Here is a 17382-nt window from a genome sequence, read left to right on the forward strand (position 1 = left end):
GCAGTTTTATTATGGTTATTATTTTTATTTTACACGACAGGTAAAAGCACTAGGGGTGCCAGCTTTTGGTAAATTCAATAAAAACAGTGGGTTAGTTTTTGTGTTGCTGTTTTTGATAGGCGATTTATTGCAGAATGTTACTGGATGCGAGCCATAGGAAAAGTGCGTTGTTCCGCAAGGTAACACTCGGTAACAGCCAGGTAGCATCTTGTATATTTGTGACTATTTGCTCAAAAAGAAGGGGGCAAACGTTTAAACCTGGGTTAAAGGCCTATACCTGCCAAGGCTTTCAAGAGCTTTGGTTAATGTATAGTTGTTTGGTTAAGGTATAGCTGCATAAACAGTAAAGCGCAAGGAATTGGCAGCTGAAATAATGAATGGTGGAGGCGTGAGGCGCAGGCTGCCAGTGTTAGCAGCCTTTTTTACGAGGAATCCCGAGTCTTTGTCGGCGTTCCCACAAACTTTTCCGACTGATGCCAAGCTTTTGTGCAAGCTCTGTTTCACTCATTTGTTCCTGATGTTCAAGCACAAAGTGTTGGAAGTAGTCTTCCAGCGAGAGATCCTTGGGTTTATCTTTTACCGGCTTCGGTTTTGTTGCGCTTGGGCTGAACAGCCCCTTGGGAATATTGAACTCGTCACTGTCGGTTTCAATATCGAGCAGGTCTGCTGTGATCATATCGTCTTCGCAGAGGATGATGGCGCGCTCAATGGCATTTTCCATTTCGCGGACGTTACCCGGCCAGTCGTGCTCTTGAATGGCTTTCATGGCGTCAGGAGACAGGCTTAAACCGCTTCTGCCCATCTTTTCTGACACATTTTTGAGAAGTAATTTTGCCAAGCCAAGAATATCACCCTCCCGATCACGCAGTGGGGGTAGCTTAAGCTGCATAACATTCAGGCGGTAATACAAATCTTCCCGGAACTCACCGGTTTTAGCCAGTGCTCGCAAGTTGCGATGGGTGGCGGCAATAAGCCGGATATCAACCTTAAGGGATTGTGTTGAACCCACTCTGCGGATTTCGCCCTCTTGTAATACGCGGAGCAATCGGGCCTGTGCTTCTAAGGGGAGTTCTCCAATTTCATCAAGAAACAGGGTGCCGCCATCTGCGGCTTCAACCAACCCGTTGCGCGCACTCACGGCGCCGGTAAAGGCGCCTTTTTCATGTCCAAAAAGTTCGGACTCAATAAGTGTTTCAGGGATGGCGGCGCAGTTAACGCAGATAAGGGGTTTGCTGTCTCTTTTACTGAATGTATGGAGGGCTCGGGCGGCCAGCTCTTTACCTGTTCCTGATTCGCCTTGAATCAGTACGGTTGTGTCTGTTGGGGATACTTTGGATATCAGGTTAAATACCTTTTCCATTGCCTGGCATTGGCCGTAGATCAAGTCGCTGATCTGGGAAATATCTGCCAGCTCTTCTGGAGGGACTTCAGTGCCGATCTTTTCGGTTTGGTTGAGTGCCTGTTTTTCAAGAATCTGCTTAACTGCGGCGAGCATTTCGTCATGATCAAAAGGCTTGGCAATATAGTCGATCGCCCCCATTTTCATCGAATCAACCGCTGAGCGCAGGCTTGCGTAGCTGGTCATGATGAGTACAGGTTTATTGGCAGCGAGGTCTATCAGGTCGGTGCCGGGGCGGCCGGGTAGTCGTAAGTCAGAGATAATCAGGTCAAACTCGTCAAACTGATAGTTATCTATCGCCTCTTGAACAGACTCTGCCTGTTCTACGCCATATCCATTGTGAACGAGCAGTTTATGGAGTGCGGTACGAATAATCTCTTCATCTTCAACTACGAGAATGTGTTTCATACGTTATAAAACCGGTTCGTCAATTATATCGTTAGTGGGTTGATGGGCCGGTAGGCTTAACTTGACAGTGGTGCCTCTACCTGTTTGCTCATCAGTTGGACTGATTACCTGAATCTGCCCGTAATGTTCTTCAACTATGCTGTAGACCAGTGATAAACCAAGCCCGGTGCCTTTATTCGGGTCTTTGGTGGTGTAAAAAGGCTCAAACACATGACCTAGCTGATCTTTGGGGATGCCGCTCCCCTGATCTGAAACCTCAATGATAGCGGAGTAGCCGTCTATCTTTCCAGTGATCCTGATCATGCTTCCTTCGGGTGAGGCATCCCGAGCATTGGAAAGCAGGTTAATGAATACCTGAACCAGGCGTTGCTCATCACCAATAACCGTTAGGTTATCTTCACAATTGACCTGATATTCAACATTACTTGATAAGTCACTGAGTGACAGCAGGTTGGTTGCCTCCTGAATGCAGCGATAAATATTAGCAGGTTCATGCACGTTAGTTTGAGAATGGTTTCCCGAACGTGAAAAATTCATTAATGATTGCAGGATGTTTGAAATACGCTTGGTCTGATCAATAATCTGCTGGGCGGTGCTGAGCATCTCTTTGTCATCCGTTTCCAGCTTCATGTTTTGTGCTAGGCAGGCGATTCCTGTCACCGGGTTGCCTATTTCATGGGCGACTCCCGCCGCGAACCGACCAACTGAGGCTAGCCTGCTGCTGTGTATCAGCTTCTCTTCCAGCAATTGGTTTTCAGTTTGGTCTTCCAGCAGAATGACCAGTCCGCCCTCACTGTTTTGAGGCCCGGCAATTTGAGACTTATGCAGGTTGAACCAGTGAGGTTGCCCCTGTAAATCAACGCGTTTCTTGTGGTAGTGGGATTGGTCACCTTGCGCAAATTCATCTAACAATCCGGCCCATGGTGCGGGAATCGAACAAAGGGTGGAACCGATGACCTGGTCGGAAGAGACGCCTGTCAGTACCGTCATGGCTTGGTTCCACATCAGGATTTCCAGGTCATTACCGAGTGAACAGGCAGCGATAGGCAGATTCTGCAGTGTTTGGCGGTGGTATCGCCGTAAGCTGTCCAGTTCTGCTGCAAGCCCGGTTAGCCTGGACTGGTAGTCTTCCAGTGATCGCTCGACAAAGTGAATGTCCTGGCCTGCGCCGCTGGGCGTGAGCTGCTTGTAACTAAGGTTTCGCTTAACGATGTCCTGGGCAATGGTTGGCCCCATTAAACCTGACAAATTGGCTTCGATCTGATCTCTTAAGCGCCGCAGTGCATAAGGTCTATATTCGATTGCTGGAAGCTCCAGTTCGTTCAGGGCTCGCTCAACTTCCCTGTTTGCGACATGAGCGCCTAGCGGTTTGCTCAGGCACTCTTTAAATTCACTTGATGAGCTGGCGACCAGCTCTCGCCGTTGAGGGCGAGAAAGGGTGTCGACCGAACAGGCTTGCGCTGCAGCTTCTTCTGCCCGAGAGGTTTTGGTCAGCATTGAAACAATAACAAATACTGTGACATTCACGGTTAGTGCTAAAAACGTATAGATATGCCACTGGTCGCGATGCAACCGGTAATCAATGAGCATTCCGAACACATCAATCACATCGAAACCAAACAGTAACGGGCTCAACATAGTGAGTGCCCAGATCACAAGGCCAGTGATCATGCCACTAATTACGCCATTTCTATTGCCTATCGGCCAGTATAAAACGGCCAACACACCGGGTAGTAACTGCAACATTGCTGAGAAGGCAAGAATGCCGAGCAAGGAGAGCGAAACCGTGTCGCTGGTAACGAGGTAAAACAGGTATGAGAGAAAAATAATGAGCGCGATGAGCCCGCGTTTTACCCAATTTAACCAGCTATAGATATTGTCGGTTCCCTTTGGGGGGTAAATAGGCAGAACGATATGGTTAAGAACCATGCCTGCCAGTGCCAGCGTTGTGACGATGATCATGCCGCTGGCGGCAGAAAGCCCACCAATAAATGCAATAATGCTCAGGCTGGGTGATTGAGCCGATAGCGAAATGCCAAGGGTATAGTATTCGGGAATAGTTGGCGCATTTAGCGTAATACCGGCCCACAAGATGGGAGGTATCGGAAGGCTAATCAGCAGCAGATAGAGCGGGAGCCCCCACGTCGCTTTGAACAAGTTCTGAGGATTCTGGTTCTCGGTAAACGACATATGGAACATATGAGGCATAACCAGTGCCGAGGCAAAAAATATCAGTAGCAGTGCCCGCCAGGGGGCATCTTCAATGGTTTGTTCAAATGCCGTGACCCTTGGCCCCTGGGTTTGCAGCCAGTCATCCAGCCCGTTAAACCCGCCAAACACCTCGCTGACAGAGTAGTACCCTATGGCCAGTAGGGCGGCCAGTTTAATGACTGACTCAAAGGCGATAGAGACCACTAAACCATCGTTGTTTTCTCCAGATGCGGTGCCTCTGGTGCCAAACAAAAAAGCGAAAGCAATGATGACCAGGCAGAACCCAAACCCGAGTATATTCTGTGGTGAACCAGGAGCTAGAATCTGTATAGAGTTGGCGACTGCTTGAATTTGCAGGCTCAGCAGCGCAAGGGTGCCCATCAGGGTAAATAACGTGACCAGTGTACCTGCTATCTGGCTACGATAGCGGAAGGCAAACAGGTCTGCCAATGATGAAAGCTGATAAGCGCGGGTGATCCGCAGTATTGGCAGCATTAAAACCGGGGCCAACAGGAATGCACCGCAAACCCCGAGGTAGTACGCCAAAAAGCCGTAGCCAAACTCATACGCCAGCCCAACAGAGCCATAGAATGCCCAGGCACTGGCATAAACCCCCAGAGATAACACGTAGGTTAAGGGGTGGCGAACCACGCGCTTGGGTATAAACCCTTTTTCGGTTGCCCAGGCTATTCCAAATAACAGCAGCAGATAGGTTAAGCCGATAAGGAAAAGCTGGATCAGGTTAAAACTCATTCGGCCTCCGCCTGGACTCAAGCCAAATACCCACCCCAATGAGAGCAAGCCAGATCAGGTATGGGCGATACCAAGCGCTGCCTGGCTCGATCCACCAGTCCAGGACCACTGGAGAGAATATATAGATTGAAAGTACGAGCAGAAAAACAAGCCGGTAGATATACATTGTTATTGTAGATTCCGAGTTATTGTAGATTCCGAATAGGGTCTGCGTGAAATGGCACTTACTTAAGACACTGTGACCCAGTATTGTCATTCCCGCGCAGGCGGGAATCCATTTGGAACGGAGTCTAAAGCCTTATGGATCCCCGCATTCGCGAGGATGACAAGATTAAGTAAGTGCCATTTGGGTCTGCCTGTAATGAGTTGCCCAGTCTCAGGGGGCGCCCGGTTAACGCTGCGCCATCACTCAGATAACGGTACATCATAACCCAGACGTGTTATGCCATCCAGCTTGTATTGCTTGCCTTTTGGGTACTGTGTCTAATGACCAGTTATTGACTCCCCAGCAGAGAATCTCGTCTACCGTTGCACTCTTAAGTGCTTCAGGAGGCGTTTGGTTGAGTGCTTTAAGCGCCTGGTAAAGGTTCAGGCTGGCGTGCTCGTTCTCAATCGGTTTTGCAAGATTCTGCTTGCTTAGCTTCTGCCCTTGCTGGTTTAGAATAACAGGAATATGGCCAAACCTGGGCGGAGTAACATCCACCGCGTAATAGAGCGCTAGCTGCGGCGGTGTCGAGTCGAGCAGATCGCTTCCGCGCACGATATGGCTGATTTGTTGGTCTATGTCATCGCAAACAACGGCAAGCTGGTAAGCATAAAAACCTTCTTTGCGTTTAATGACAAAGTCATCTGTTTGCTTTTTTGATTGGTAGAACCGGGGGCCCAGCAGCAGGTCTTGCCATGAATACCGCGCCCCTGTGGCATGAAAACGAATTGCCATGGGGATAGAGGGGGATGGTTGCGCTGGGTTGCAGTCGGGGTTGTGTTTGCCATTGTTCTCAAGCAGTGCTTTGCGACTACAGGGGCAGTAGTAGCAATGTCCACGCTCTCTTAACTGCTCGATAAGTGCTTCATAAGCGTCGCTTCGGTCTGACTGGTATCGCACCGATTCATCCCAGTGCAACTGATGGGCCTCTAGCGTGCGCAAAATATCATCGCTGGCACCTTCAACTTCTCGCAGAGGGTCTATATCTTCAATTCTGACCAGCCATTGACCACGCTGCTGGCGAGCATCAAGAAAGCTGGCGAGCGCAGCGACAAGGGAGCCAAAATGTAACGGGCCTGTAGGAGAGGGCGCGAAGCGTCCACGATAGGCTGATGAGAGGGATGTCATATCTGAAATGTTCACGAGCGGATCTGGAAAGCCCGCTCGTGTGTTCTAGGTTTTTAACAAACCACTGAACAATTAGATGCCGGAGTGGCGTTCTTTAATCTCAGCCAGTGTTTTGCAGTCAATACAAAGAGAGGCTGTTGGGCGTGCTTCCAACCGACGTACGCCAATCTCTACACCGCATGAATCACAAAACCCGTAGTCATCTTTTTCTATACGGTCAATCGTGCTGCCGATTTTCTTAATCAGTTTTCGCTCACGATCACGAGTACGTAGCTCCAGGCTGAACTCTTCTTCTTGAGTTGCCCGGTCACTTGGATCTGCGTAGTTTGCAGCGTCTTCTTGCATGTGATGCATTGTGCGATCCACTTCTTCCATTAGCTCCTGTTTCCAGGCCAATAGAATTTCGCGGAAGTGGTCTCTCTGAGCTTCATTCATGTACTCCTCACCCTCTTTCATCGGGTAAGGGGTGAAGCCTGTGAATCCGTCTTTTTTCATCGCTGTATCTGGCATATTTTCAGCCTCATCTTATTATTACTTCAGACCGAACCCTTGTGCTGAATGGCCCGGAGAAATCATACACGTTGTACTGTATAGCTTTCAGTACTCGATAACGTACCAGTACTGTACAACCTTAACCCTGATATAAGAACAGTACAATTTAGCCAGCGGAAAATATCAGAATAATGATGTGTTGGCCAACTTTTTATTTTCTTTATGGACTAAAAATGGCAAATTTGCCACTTTTATTCTGATTCATCCCACATACATTAGAGAGGATATTGCGCTTGAAGTTCGATGGAAAACTGCAATCGGGTCGTCTGGTTAAGCGTTATAAACGTTTTCTGGCAGATATTGAGGTTGGCAATACGATGACGCCTCACGAAATTACGATCCATTGCCCCAATACTGGCGCTATGACCGGGTGCAATGAGCCAGGCAGCCGGGTCTGGTTTAGTACATCAGACAATGCCAAGCGGAAATACCCTAACACCTGGGAGTTGCTGGAAACCCTTGCAGGGGACTGGGCCTGCATCAACACAGGGATGGCGAACAAGTTGGTTGAAGAGGCCATCATTGAAAACCGTATTGAAGAGTTAAAAGGTTATGACGCGCTATCAAAGGAAGTTCGCTATGGGGAAGAAAAAAGCCGTATTGATCTTCTTTTGTCGGCGCACCGAACTGACCCGCGGAGCTGTTATATAGAAGTTAAGAGCGTGACGCTATTGGCTGATGATTGCATTGGCATGTTCCCTGATGCGGTCAGTGCCAGAGGACAAAAGCATTTACGAGAGCTGATGGCGATGGTTGAGGCGGGTCACCGGGCCGTGCTGTTTTTCTGTGTTAATCATACCGGGATTGAGCGTGTGCGCCCGGCAGACCATATTGACCCTGAATATGGCAGGTTGTTAAGAGAGGCGTCTGAGAGGGGAGTTGAAATCCTTGCATATAAAGCTGAAATCTCGAATACGGAAATCAAACTGGTACAGCCACTTCCCGTTGAGCTTGATTGCTCAGCCACCGATCTCGTTTAGCGGGCTGCTCTTGCGAGCGGCAATGCATTCATAAGCAGCGCTGCGCTGGGTTCGTGGTGCAGCGCTGCTTTGAAATATTCTAGGCGGTAACGCTTTCAGGCAGGCGGACGAGTATCTGATTATTGTCTACGCTACACTCGATTGGAGTGAGTTTATCGCCAACACAAGGGCCGCTAACACAGTTGCCAGACTCAACTTCAAAAAGAGCACCATGTGTCGAGCACTGAATAAAGTAGTTCTCACTATCAAGAAACTGATCAGGCATAAACTCTAGTGGAATACTAAGGTGAGGGCACTGATTTTGGTAAACATGAACCTGCCCATCTTTACGAACCGCGAAGAGTGACACCCCATCGATTTCAAAGCCTTTGCTCTGGTCTTCTTGGATAGCGTCCAGATCGCATAATTTCTGCATGCTGAGTTCCTGATCTTGATTTAAATGTACGATATTGGCAACACGTTGGCTAAGTGCCAATGATGCAACCTCATTAACCTGTGGCGCAGTATATCATAAAGTGGATTCGACCCGAGAGCTTACCAGGTTGTTAAGCTCGGTGATCTGGTAGGCCATAGTCTGAATCATTTGCAGACAGGTTTCTGGTTGCGACTTGATAAGGTCTATAAACTGGTCTTTTGGCACAGACATAACGGTACAGTTTGAGTGAGCTGACACGGTCGCGTTGCGAATTTCACCGGTTATCGCTGCAAGGGCGCCGAATATCTCGCCTTCTTTAATGGTGCCTAATGGTACAGTCTTTACACTCGCAACCGCTTCGCCTTTTAGTAGCGTATATACATGCTCTGCGGGCTCCCCTTCGCGAATAATCGTCTCGCCTGCTGAGTAACGCTGAAACCCCGCTGCTGGCCGAATACCCTGTTTAATACTTGCCCCATAGGCATTGCCCAGGATTGCACTCTGCATCAGCAAAAGGTTATGCCAGTGCTGTTGAACGGCTTTGTTTTGAGAAAGCTGGTCGTTTAGCGCGGTTGGGTTAACACAGATAACCGAAGCGGTCTCTTCGACCATATAAGAGAGCGTTTGCTCTCCAGCGGTATTGAAGTGGAAAATGAAATCGCCCTTTTGCAGAATAAATGCCGTTCGTTTTCCCCAGTTGACGTGAATGAGCCCGCTTTCAACTCTGGCTAACTGACCGGACGAAAGAGAGTCACAGACGTCTGCGCCCGGTAAGAGGGTCAGGCTCTTGCCGATCCAGGTGAGGTTGTGGCTGATTGACTCTGCTAGCGAGTGGTACTGTTCAAGCAGGGCGTCAACCGCAACCGGGTGGTCAGCGGGGAAGTACATAACGAACGCCCCTAAACGTCTGTACGCAACCGGGTTCCGTGGTTGAGCGACATGACAATTTCGTCGGACTTTAAGTTTTTCGGGAAGTAGCACCCTGAAATCTTTGTCCCTGCAATGCTGGCGCCTTCCAACTGTGCGTCGCGAAAGTCTATTCCTCGCAAGTCTGCACCTCTGAAATAGGCACTTCTAAGGTCAAGGCCGCTTGCGTCCATCCCTCTTAAATCCAAGCCACGAAAGTCGCAGTATTCAAAGCTGGGTAACGGAGAGGTTTTAGCTTTTGCATTGTTAAAAGCAGTGATATTTTCGCTGCGAAGCGACTGGTAAAGCGGGTCGTCAATAATTTTTATTTGCTCAGGCATAATCAAACTCTTGTTTAGTAAATGTCATTCACAGGGTGTTATATGAGCTATATTGATTATTGTAGTTTTTGTATAGGCTCTTAAACGATCATCAGTTGTTTGTGTTGGTCTTCTGCCGTGTTGCTTGCACTGGCATTTTTAATTGTCGTACTTGGAGTATAGAGCAATATTCTTTACTTATTGTATTTGATTGTTATCGAGTTTATGAGGGCTTTAACGTGGCCCCTGGATTCTGATTAGTAGTGGTGGAGGTGTTTCCAATGAGTGATACAAAAAAAATAATGCTGGTAGATGACAGTAAAGTCTCACGTTTGATGTTAAAGGCCATTATTGAGAATAAATTCCCCGAATGGCAAGTGCTAGAGGCAGAGAACGCGTCAGATGCGTTAAAAGTATCTTTATACGAAAATGACAACATTGACCTGATTACACTGGATATGAACATGCCCGGAACCGATGGGCTGACCATTGCGCCACAACTGAGAGGCAACTGTACTCAAGCGGTGATCGCGCTATTAACGGGCAACATGACAGAAGAGGTAAGAGCTCAAGCTGAAAAACTAGGCTTGTTGTTTATTCCAAAACCGATTACAGAAGACAAGATTGTTGAGTTTATTAATAGCTACAGCGCCTCAGAGGGCGCTAAACATGCATAGACTCATCGGGAAATAAGCTTTTGACTCTTTTAATGACGACTGCCAACGGATTTGGCTGGCTGGTGTCAATTTGAATAGCATATTTGAGTTCAGCGTCTGACAGTGGCTCCGACATTTGGAACTGCGTCTCCAGTGTATCAATTTTGGCTTCAGAGGCATCGTGTTCTTCACCCACTTCATTTTGCTCCGCTCGTTTTATTACTCGCGCTCGTAAAATATCACTGCTGGCGTGGCAAGAAATAATTAATAATGGCGCCCCTTCGTTTATGGCAATATCTCGAAATAAGTTGCGTTGCCACTGCTTCAAGTTGGCTGCGTCTACGATGACGGGTAGCCCGGCTTTTAATAGATTTTCAGACAGACCGGCCACATGGTCGTAGGTCATTTTTGTCGCGTTCTGGGTATAAATTCCTCCGTCTGGCGGTGATTGTGTGTCAGTCTCTGCGTTATAGTGAAACAGCCTCTTTCGTTCAACATCTGATCGAATACGAATGGCGCCTAGCTGTTCGACCAGCTGACGGCTTATGTTTGATTTCCCAGAGCCGGATAGGCCATGCATCACCAATAGATAACAATGGGACGGCCGCTCGTAGCGGGTGGCCAGCGCAATGTACTGTTGATAACGCTGCATCAATTGCGCATTTGCGTCGGCAGCCTCGTGATGGTTATCGAGCGATAACACGGCGACTTTAGCCCGCACCATTGCCCGGTAGGCTTTGTAGAACTTAAGCAGTGCGGCGCCTTGATAATCCCCGGTTGTTTCCAGATAACAATTGGTCAGTTGATTGGCAAAGGTTTTCTCACCCCTCATTTCCAGATCCATAACCAAAAAGGCAAGATCACTGATAACGTCGATCCAGCTAAGAGAGGGGTTGAATTCAATGCAGTCAAAAATGGTAAGAGATTGATTGAATAGTGTGATATTCCCCAAGTGCAGGTCACCATGGCACTCCCTGACAAAACCTTGTTGCTTACGCTGATCGATTCGTGCTTTTAATAAGTTAAATTCGCTGGTCGCCCAACGCTTAAGCTGGTTTAACTGGGCTTGCGGTTGGGATGGGGGAAGTGCCGTCTGAATTTGTTCAAAGTTCTCATTGACCGGCGCGAAGACTGCCGGAGAAGCGCCAAACTCGCTGTTGGGCGGATGGCTACTGACGGTTTGGTGGAACTCAGCGAGCTGTTTGGCCAATGCGTTAATATGAGTAGGCGTCAGCTGTTGTGTTTCTTGCAATGTATCGAGCAAGCCACTCTGATCAAACTGAACCATCTTTAGTGCGTACTCAATGGGTTGCTCTTCAGGGGCATTCTGTTCTTCCTGCTCTGCCAGCCGTGGCTGAGTATCGGTGCCGTAAATCGGAATTACACCAATATATAGTTCGCTGGCCAGACGGCGGTTGAGTCTTAACTCTTCGTGGCAAAAGTGCTTGCGCTTATCCAGTGATGAAAAATCGAGAAAACCAAAGTTTACCGGTTTTTTAATTTTATAGGCATAATGGCCTGTTAGAATGACCCAGGATATATGAGTCTCAAGAACAGTAATCTCTTTCGTAGGATGGTCGTATAGCGTAGGATTCTGCAGTGCTTTAATCAGTTTAACACTCACTGTTCACTCCTTGCTTGCGGTATTAAAGTTTGTTCCAGCCACCAATTTAATGGAAATAGGTATTTTTTCAGCGTTATGAGTAAGCGAAAAACGTCAAAATCAAAGGGCCGTCGATCGTCTGATTCACATCATAAGAGTAACCATTTATTGCAAAAACTGCGACCCGGCAAAGCGTTAATTATCAAGTTGATGCTTGTATTGCTGCTCGTAATGGCCAGTTGGGTTATTTATCTCGATGCTGTTGTTCGCGCCAAATTTGAAGGCAAGCGCTGGGAGATTCCCGCGCGTGTTTATGCAAGGCCGCTAGAAATATACAACGGACTGGCACTGGATGCTGAAAACCTGAAGCTAGAGCTGAAAGCACTAGGGTATAAACAAACGGCAAAGGCTGGTGCGCCAGGAACCTTCGCCCAGCATGGGGCAGGTCTGGTTATATACTCTCGTGGTTTCATGTTCTCTGACGGGAAGGAAAAATCCAGGCGAGTCGCCTTTTCTATTGATAGCGGAGTGGTGAGCCGATTTTTTGTTGCCAAGGGCGAGCAAAATGAAATTCTCAGGCTGGAACCACTGCAAATAGGCGGTATATATCCTGCGCAGAAAGAAGACCGCCAGCTGGTGACATTAGCGCAGGTTTCCGAAGGGCTAGTCGAAGCACTGCTATTGGTTGAAGACCGCGATTTTGAAAACCACATCGGTATTGCTCCGTTGTCTATCCTCAGGGCGATGATTGTTAACGTTAAGGCGGGGCGTGTTGTGCAAGGCGGCAGTACGCTGACCCAGCAGTTGGTTAAGAACTTCTATTTGAGTCGTGATAAAACCATAGTTCGCAAAGCCACGGAAGCGGTTATGTCGCTGTTGCTGGAGCTTCACTACGAGAAACAGGATATTCTGGAAACCTATATAAACGAGGTTTATCTTGGGCAGGCCGGAGCCCGGGCGATTCACGGGTTTGGCATGGCCAGCCAGTTTTACTTTGGTAAACCCCTGTCCGATTTAACAATTGAGCAGAGTGCTCTATTAGTCGCACTGGTCAAAGGCCCCGCATATTATGACCCGCGTAGACATCCGAAGCGGGCGCTGGAGCGACGGAATCTGGTCTTGAACCTGTTGGAAGAAGAGGGCGTGTTAGGCACGAAACAAGCGATTATCGCGCGTGGACGACCTTTGGGGGTTATCGATAAACCATCTTACAGTACTAACCGATACCCCGCATTTATTGATTTGGTTAAACGACAGCTGGCTCGAGACTACCAACAAGAAGACTTGCAAAGTGAAGGGTTAAGAATCTTTACCACGCTTGACCCTCAGGTTCAGGAGCGAGCTGAGCAAACCCTTAAATCGACACTCGCGTCTTTGTCACCTAAACGCACAAGCCCATCGATGCAGGGGGCGGTTGTGGTGACAGGTACAGAAAGCGGGGAGGTTGTGGCGCTAGTAGGTGGCGCGGAGCCGAAATTCTCAGGTTTTAACAGGGCGTTAGATGCCGTTCGTCCTATAGGGTCGATTATCAAACCTGCGGTTTATCTAACCGCATTGCAGCAACCCGAATCATATACGCTGATATCTCCATTGGAAGACAAACCTTTTGCGTTGGAGTTTGAAAACGGTGAACGCTGGACACCCCATAACTTTGATAACAAAAGTCATGGCACCATCCCGCTGCATCAAGCGTTAAGCAGATCATATAATTTGTCCACTGCGCGTCTTGGATTAGCGCTAGGTGTTGATGAGGTTTCTTCGATGTTGACGCAGCTTGGCGTCGCTCGCCCGATGACGATTTATCCATCACTTTTTTTAGGTGCAACCTCTCTTGCTCCGCTTGAAGTGACTCAAATGTACCAGACCATTGCCGCATCGGGGTTCAATGTTCCTGTAAGGGCGATACGGAGTGTAACCACCTCGGAAGGTGAGGAGCTGTCCCGCTACGCGTATGAAATTGAGCAAGTGATAGATCCAGGCTCAATGCACCTGTTGCAATATGGGCTAATCGGTGTAGCAAAAGAGGGGACGGCAAAATCTGTTTACCGTTATTTGAGTCCCGACCTGACGGTAGCGGGCAAAACCGGTACAACCAATGACTCAAGAGACAGTTGGTTTGCAGGTTTTTCAGGCGATTATCTCGGCGTGGTGTGGTTAGGTCACGATGACAATCGATCAACCGGTCTTACGGGGAGTTCTGGTGCACTGAGAGTCTGGGGGAACTTGATGAGCCAATTTCCTCAGCGACCTTTTGACCCGATAAAACCGTCCGGCATTGAATACTATTGGGTTGACGAAAAGTCTGGCAAGCGGGCGGAAGACGGTTGTTCGGGTGCCAGGCTGGTTCCCTTTATTGAGGGAAGCCAGCCTGCTGAAGCGCAGCCCTGTGAGAGTGGTTTTTCCAGAGCAAGACATTGGTTCAACTCACTGTTTAAATAGTGGGTGATGATTTAGGAGGTTAAATTGAACACAACAATAAGAGCCCTGCGGTGTAGTAAGGAGGAAGAGCGACGGGTCGTACCACGTACGCTGTTGACCTCTGTGCTATTGGCCAGTGCGGTGATGGCTGGCTGTAGTGTTAAGCCAACGACGGTGATTCCTGCCAATACTAAAACTGAACAGCCCACGCAAGCACAAGAGGCTGTCAAGCCGGCAAAGACTGAGGCCTTTGAGCCCTCTGCTCGCACCAATACGGCCTATTTGTCCCCCGCTGCGCAAGAGCTTGTCACCAAGGCCAAGCGATACTCTGGAGATGGCGATACCGCTTCAGCGCTGCGTTATTTGGAGCGAGCACAACGAATCTCACCTCGGGCGCCTCAGGTTTATTTGGCGATGGCTGAGGTGCGCAAGCAGCAGGGGCGAAATAGTCAGGCCCGGCAACTCGCCAACAAGGGGCTCTCGCTGGTTGGTGATGATGAAGCCTTAAAAAAGGCCATAGAGTTCTTTCTCAATACGCTCTGATATTGGTGGATGGCCAGCAGTACTGATCGTGGTGGTACAGATGACGGTATAGATGTGACGGTATAGATGATGTTGCGGAAATACTGTTTATCTATACTGGAGAGGTTTGATGCTGAGGAAAAATACAAAAATGGCTGGATCATTCGACCCAGCCAAACGCCTCTGAAAGCGGTCAGACTAATAAGACGTGTTTGTCTTAAAGTCCTGCATTTTTAAGTCTGTTTGCTTGCTGGCGGTAAATCGATGCAGGGCTAGGCGAAAACAACCCTCGTAAACCAAAGATATGATTCATTGCATCAACATGGTTCATATTGTAATTGTCTCTGATCACTTTACCCAAGTGACTGCTACAGCGACCTACCAGTCCATCGTTCGACTCGCTATAGAGCGCAGAAGTCACAGCAAAAAGATAATCAAGCGGGTCTAATGCATTTGTGAAGGCCGATGTACCACCCCACGAGTAATAGCTCACACCATTCACTTGATAACTGCCCTCTCCACAGCTCGAAAGAGGGATGCCTTGACCGTGGTCGACATTAAATGTCACAGACTTCTCGGTGGTGTAATCCTCTAGCATTGCCAAAGCATCTTGAGGGAACTCGTCTGGGGAGTTGCCGCTTAAGAACTCAACCGCAACACCTAAGGTATTTACGATACCTGCGAGTGTATCGCGAACACCCTCGCCAACAGGGCCTGCTTCTTCAACGGTATCTTTAAAGTCATCAACCCAATCAGCGAGTTCAATGCCTTTGTGTGCGCCGTGAACTGAGGTAACAGAGGCCACCAGGTCAGGTCTAATGGAGGCAAGAAAACGAGCGGTGGTAGCACCGCCACTATGCCCCATAATGTTGAACTTCTGGTACCCCTTCGCAGCCCTTAGCTCGTCAAGCTGTTTCTCAAGCTGAAACCCTCGAGCTTCGGTGCCATTGAACGCAGAGATGTTAACAGGGATAACTGTTGCACCATCTTCTCTGAGTTCTTTAGGAATACCATAGAAGTATTCGATGCCCAGAATGTCATCAAATGCGAGAAACCCGCCAATCATGACAATAGGGTACTTGGTTTTGGTGTATGTTGAAGGCGGAAACAACCAGCTAAACCAGCCTGCTTGTGCCTGCCCCAGACATAACAATGATACAGTTAAAACGATAAGTGTAGATTTAAGTTTCATATTTTCTCTTCCTGTAGATCCTTCTTGTTTTTATCCTTAGTGGAAGTTCTTATGTGCGTAAACATATTGTTATTGCTATTAGATTGCTTACGTGAAGAAGGAATGCAAAAGCAGAGCCCCGATTAAGGAGTAAATACTCTAAAATGGTATATTTGTGCCAGATTAATTCAGTTTCGTGAGAATGGTCACAAAAATGTACGATAGTTTTAAAATGAGTAAGCGTTATTTAAGGCAGGTTTTTCAAAAATTGCAGGTGTGGAGCATGAAAAATGGTACTTGGGAGATATTGATTGTTACTGCTTGTAACGAAGTGGTAACCGTTTGATACGATAGCGGGGAGACGAAATGAAGTTAGCTTTCAGCAGCAGTACCATAGTCATAAATACTGCTGCTGAGCAAACAGTCTAGCGCTAGAGCGTTGCGAAAACTTTCTCTGCTGCGTCCAGTGTAGCCTGTATTTCCTTATGGCCATGTGCTGCCGAGACAAAACCGGCCTCGTAAGCAGACGGTGCTAAATATATACCTTGCTCTAACATGCCGTGATAAAACGCCTGGAAGCGCTCTATGTTACATTGAGTGACTTGCTCGAATGTTGTAATGGTCTTGTCTTCAGTGAAAAAGAGGCCAAACATACCGCCCACTTGGCTAATAGCAAATGGAATATTGGCAGCTTGTGCGCGTTCAAGCAACCCTTCTGTGAGTTGTCGAGTGTGCTCTGCAAGGCCTTCAAAAAAACCTGGCTTAGAAATCTCTTCCAGCATGGTGATACCCGCACGCATGGCTAGAGGGTTGCCTGACAAGGTGCCCGCTTGATAAACAGGGCCGGTTGGCGCGATATATTCCATAATTTCTCGCTTTCCGCCAAAGGCACCTACAGGCATGCCACCACCAATAACCTTGCCAAGCGTCGTCAGGTCGGGCGTGATGTTGTAAACCGACTGGGCTCCGGCAAGTGCTGTTCTGAACCCTGTCATCACCTCATCAAAAATCAGCACGCTGCCATATTGGTCACATACAGACCTAAGACCTTCAAGAAAACCCGGTACGGGCGGAATGCAGTTCATGTTGCCTGCAACAGGTTCAACAATAATTGCAGCGACCTGATCGCCAATTTCAGCGAACGCTGCTTTAACACTTTCGATATCATTGTAGGTTAGCGTGACGGTATGCTCCGCGACGGATGCAGGAACACCAGGAGAATTTGGAACACCTAGAGTCAGCGCGCCTGAGCCTGCTTTCACTAATAAAGAGTCTGCATGGCCGTGGTAGCACCCTTCGAATTTAACAATTTTGTCCCTGCCTGTATAACCTCGGGCAAGGCGAATAGCACTCATGGTCGCTTCCGTACCTGAACTTACCATTCTGACCATGTCGATAGAAGGAATGGTGTCGCATACTTTCTGCGCCATGGTGGTTTCAATCGCGGTGGGGGCACCAAACCCCAAGCCTGCTCTTAACTGCTCTTCGACACTTTGAATAACCCGGGGGTGGGCGTGACCAAGAATCATCGGTCCCCATGAGCCAACGTAGTCTACATAGCGCTTGCCGTCTTCATCGGTAATGTAAGCCCCTTCGCCTTTTTTGAAAAAGATCGGGGTGCCGCCGACACCTTTAAATGCACGTACCGGTGAGTTAACGCCTCCGGGGATGATTTTTTGTGCTGCCTGAAACAGGTCGCCTGACTGTGACATGGTGTATTTCCTATCGCTGTTAA

Annotated in this window: 14 protein-coding genes; 4 read left to right on the plus strand and 10 right to left on the minus strand. The window is 48.3% G+C overall.

Translation table 11 applies throughout. The features are described from left to right. Positions 1-409 precede the first annotated feature (409 nt). The 4 genes from MY523_RS20255 to dksA all read right to left on the minus strand — a co-directional run bounded on the left by MY523_RS20255 (position 410) and on the right by dksA (position 6614). A complete protein-coding gene (locus MY523_RS20255; protein ID WP_250656491.1) occupies positions 410-1807 on the minus strand; it encodes a sigma-54-dependent transcriptional regulator in 1398 nt (465 codons plus the stop codon). A 3-nt stretch (positions 1808-1810) separates the two neighbouring features. Further along, positions 1811-4771 (minus strand): sensor histidine kinase, encoded by a 2961-nt coding sequence (locus MY523_RS20260; protein ID WP_250656492.1) that lies wholly within the window; start codon positions 4769-4771, stop codon positions 1811-1813. A gap of 424 nt (positions 4772-5195) precedes the next feature. After that, positions 5196-6119, minus strand: a complete 924-nt coding sequence (gluQRS, locus tag MY523_RS20265; protein ID WP_250656493.1) for a tRNA glutamyl-Q(34) synthetase GluQRS — start codon at positions 6117-6119, stop codon at positions 5196-5198. 57 nt (positions 6120-6176) lie between these two features. Continuing rightward, positions 6177-6614, minus strand: coding sequence for an RNA polymerase-binding protein DksA (gene dksA / locus MY523_RS20270; protein ID WP_250656494.1), 438 nt, complete (start codon positions 6612-6614; stop codon positions 6177-6179). A gap of 275 nt (positions 6615-6889) precedes the next feature. On the opposite strand from dksA, the gene sfsA reads away from it, so the two are divergent. Next, the gene (sfsA, locus tag MY523_RS20275; RefSeq protein WP_250656495.1) at positions 6890-7636 is read left to right on the plus strand and encodes a DNA/RNA nuclease SfsA; all 747 of its coding nucleotides are present in this window, start codon (positions 6890-6892) and stop codon (positions 7634-7636) included. A gap of 79 nt (positions 7637-7715) precedes the next feature. Here the strand turns inward: sfsA and MY523_RS20280 are convergent, their stop codons facing one another. The 3 genes from MY523_RS20280 to MY523_RS20290 form a co-directional block, all read right to left on the minus strand. Continuing rightward, entirely contained in the window at positions 7716-8051 is a 336-nt protein-coding gene (locus tag MY523_RS20280; RefSeq protein ID WP_250656496.1) for a Rieske (2Fe-2S) protein, read from the minus strand. 93 nt (positions 8052-8144) lie between these two features. After that, positions 8145-8939 carry a Crp/Fnr family transcriptional regulator gene (locus MY523_RS20285; protein ID WP_250656497.1) on the minus strand — a complete coding sequence of 265 codons (795 nt, stop codon included), beginning with the start codon at positions 8937-8939 and terminating at the stop codon, positions 8145-8147. 11 nt (positions 8940-8950) lie between these two features. Then, the gene (locus tag MY523_RS20290; protein WP_250656498.1) at positions 8951-9298 is read right to left on the minus strand and encodes a pentapeptide repeat-containing protein; all 348 of its coding nucleotides are present in this window, start codon (positions 9296-9298) and stop codon (positions 8951-8953) included. A gap of 260 nt (positions 9299-9558) precedes the next feature. Between MY523_RS20290 and MY523_RS20295 the strand changes: the two genes are divergently transcribed. After that, positions 9559-9954, plus strand: coding sequence for a response regulator transcription factor (locus tag MY523_RS20295; protein ID WP_250656499.1), 396 nt, complete (start codon positions 9559-9561; stop codon positions 9952-9954). Here the strand turns inward: MY523_RS20295 and MY523_RS20300 are convergent. Further along, the gene (locus MY523_RS20300) at positions 9941-11557 is read right to left on the minus strand and encodes a bifunctional aminoglycoside phosphotransferase/ATP-binding protein (protein WP_250656500.1); all 1617 of its coding nucleotides are present in this window, start codon (positions 11555-11557) and stop codon (positions 9941-9943) included. The genes MY523_RS20295 and MY523_RS20300 overlap by 14 nt on opposite strands. Positions 11558-11704: 147 nt before the next feature. On the opposite strand from MY523_RS20300, the gene mrcB reads away from it, so the two are divergent. Together mrcB and MY523_RS20310 are read left to right on the plus strand one after the other, a co-directional pair. Further along, positions 11705-13975: a penicillin-binding protein 1B gene (mrcB, locus tag MY523_RS20305; protein ID WP_250656501.1), complete on the plus strand. Its 2271-nt coding sequence runs from the start codon at positions 11705-11707 to the stop codon at positions 13973-13975. 24 nt (positions 13976-13999) lie between these two features. Beyond that, on the plus strand, positions 14000-14497 hold the full coding sequence (locus tag MY523_RS20310) for a tetratricopeptide repeat protein (protein ID WP_250656502.1): 498 nt from the start codon (positions 14000-14002) through the stop codon (positions 14495-14497). Positions 14498-14693: 196 nt separating this feature from the next. Here the strand turns inward: MY523_RS20310 and MY523_RS20315 are convergent, their stop codons facing one another. Together MY523_RS20315 and hemL are read right to left on the minus strand one after the other, a co-directional pair. Next, on the minus strand, positions 14694-15668 hold the full coding sequence (locus MY523_RS20315; RefSeq protein ID WP_250656503.1) for a lipase family alpha/beta hydrolase: 975 nt from the start codon (positions 15666-15668) through the stop codon (positions 14694-14696). 410 nt (positions 15669-16078) lie between these two features. Then, positions 16079-17359, minus strand: coding sequence for a glutamate-1-semialdehyde 2,1-aminomutase (hemL, locus tag MY523_RS20320; RefSeq protein ID WP_250656504.1), 1281 nt, complete (start codon positions 17357-17359; stop codon positions 16079-16081). Positions 17360-17382 lie beyond the last annotated feature (23 nt).

Source organism: Alkalimarinus coralli, assembly GCF_023650515.1.
Classification (GTDB): domain Bacteria; phylum Pseudomonadota; class Gammaproteobacteria; order Pseudomonadales; family Oleiphilaceae; genus Alkalimarinus; species Alkalimarinus coralli.

Excerpts from the sequence above, each read along its gene's own strand:
- MY523_RS20255 (WP_250656491.1), bottom strand. The coding sequence starts at position 1,807 with ATGAAACACATTCTCGTAGTTGAAGATGAAGAGATTATTCGTACCGCA.
- MY523_RS20260 (WP_250656492.1), bottom strand. The coding sequence starts at position 4,771 with ATGAGTTTTAACCTGATCCAGCTTTTCCTTATCGGCTTAACCTATCTG.
- dksA (WP_250656494.1), bottom strand. The coding sequence starts at position 6,614 with ATGCCAGATACAGCGATGAAAAAAGACGGATTCACAGGCTTCACCCCT.
- MY523_RS20280 (WP_250656496.1), bottom strand. The coding sequence starts at position 8,051 with ATGCAGAAATTATGCGATCTGGACGCTATCCAAGAAGACCAGAGCAAA.
- MY523_RS20285 (WP_250656497.1), bottom strand. The coding sequence starts at position 8,939 with ATGTACTTCCCCGCTGACCACCCGGTTGCGGTTGACGCCCTGCTTGAA.
- MY523_RS20290 (WP_250656498.1), bottom strand. The coding sequence starts at position 9,298 with ATGCCTGAGCAAATAAAAATTATTGACGACCCGCTTTACCAGTCGCTT.
- MY523_RS20295 (WP_250656499.1), top strand. The coding sequence starts at position 9,559 with ATGAGTGATACAAAAAAAATAATGCTGGTAGATGACAGTAAAGTCTCA.
- MY523_RS20315 (WP_250656503.1), bottom strand. The coding sequence starts at position 15,668 with ATGAAACTTAAATCTACACTTATCGTTTTAACTGTATCATTGTTATGT.
- hemL (WP_250656504.1), bottom strand. The coding sequence starts at position 17,359 with ATGTCACAGTCAGGCGACCTGTTTCAGGCAGCACAAAAAATCATCCCC.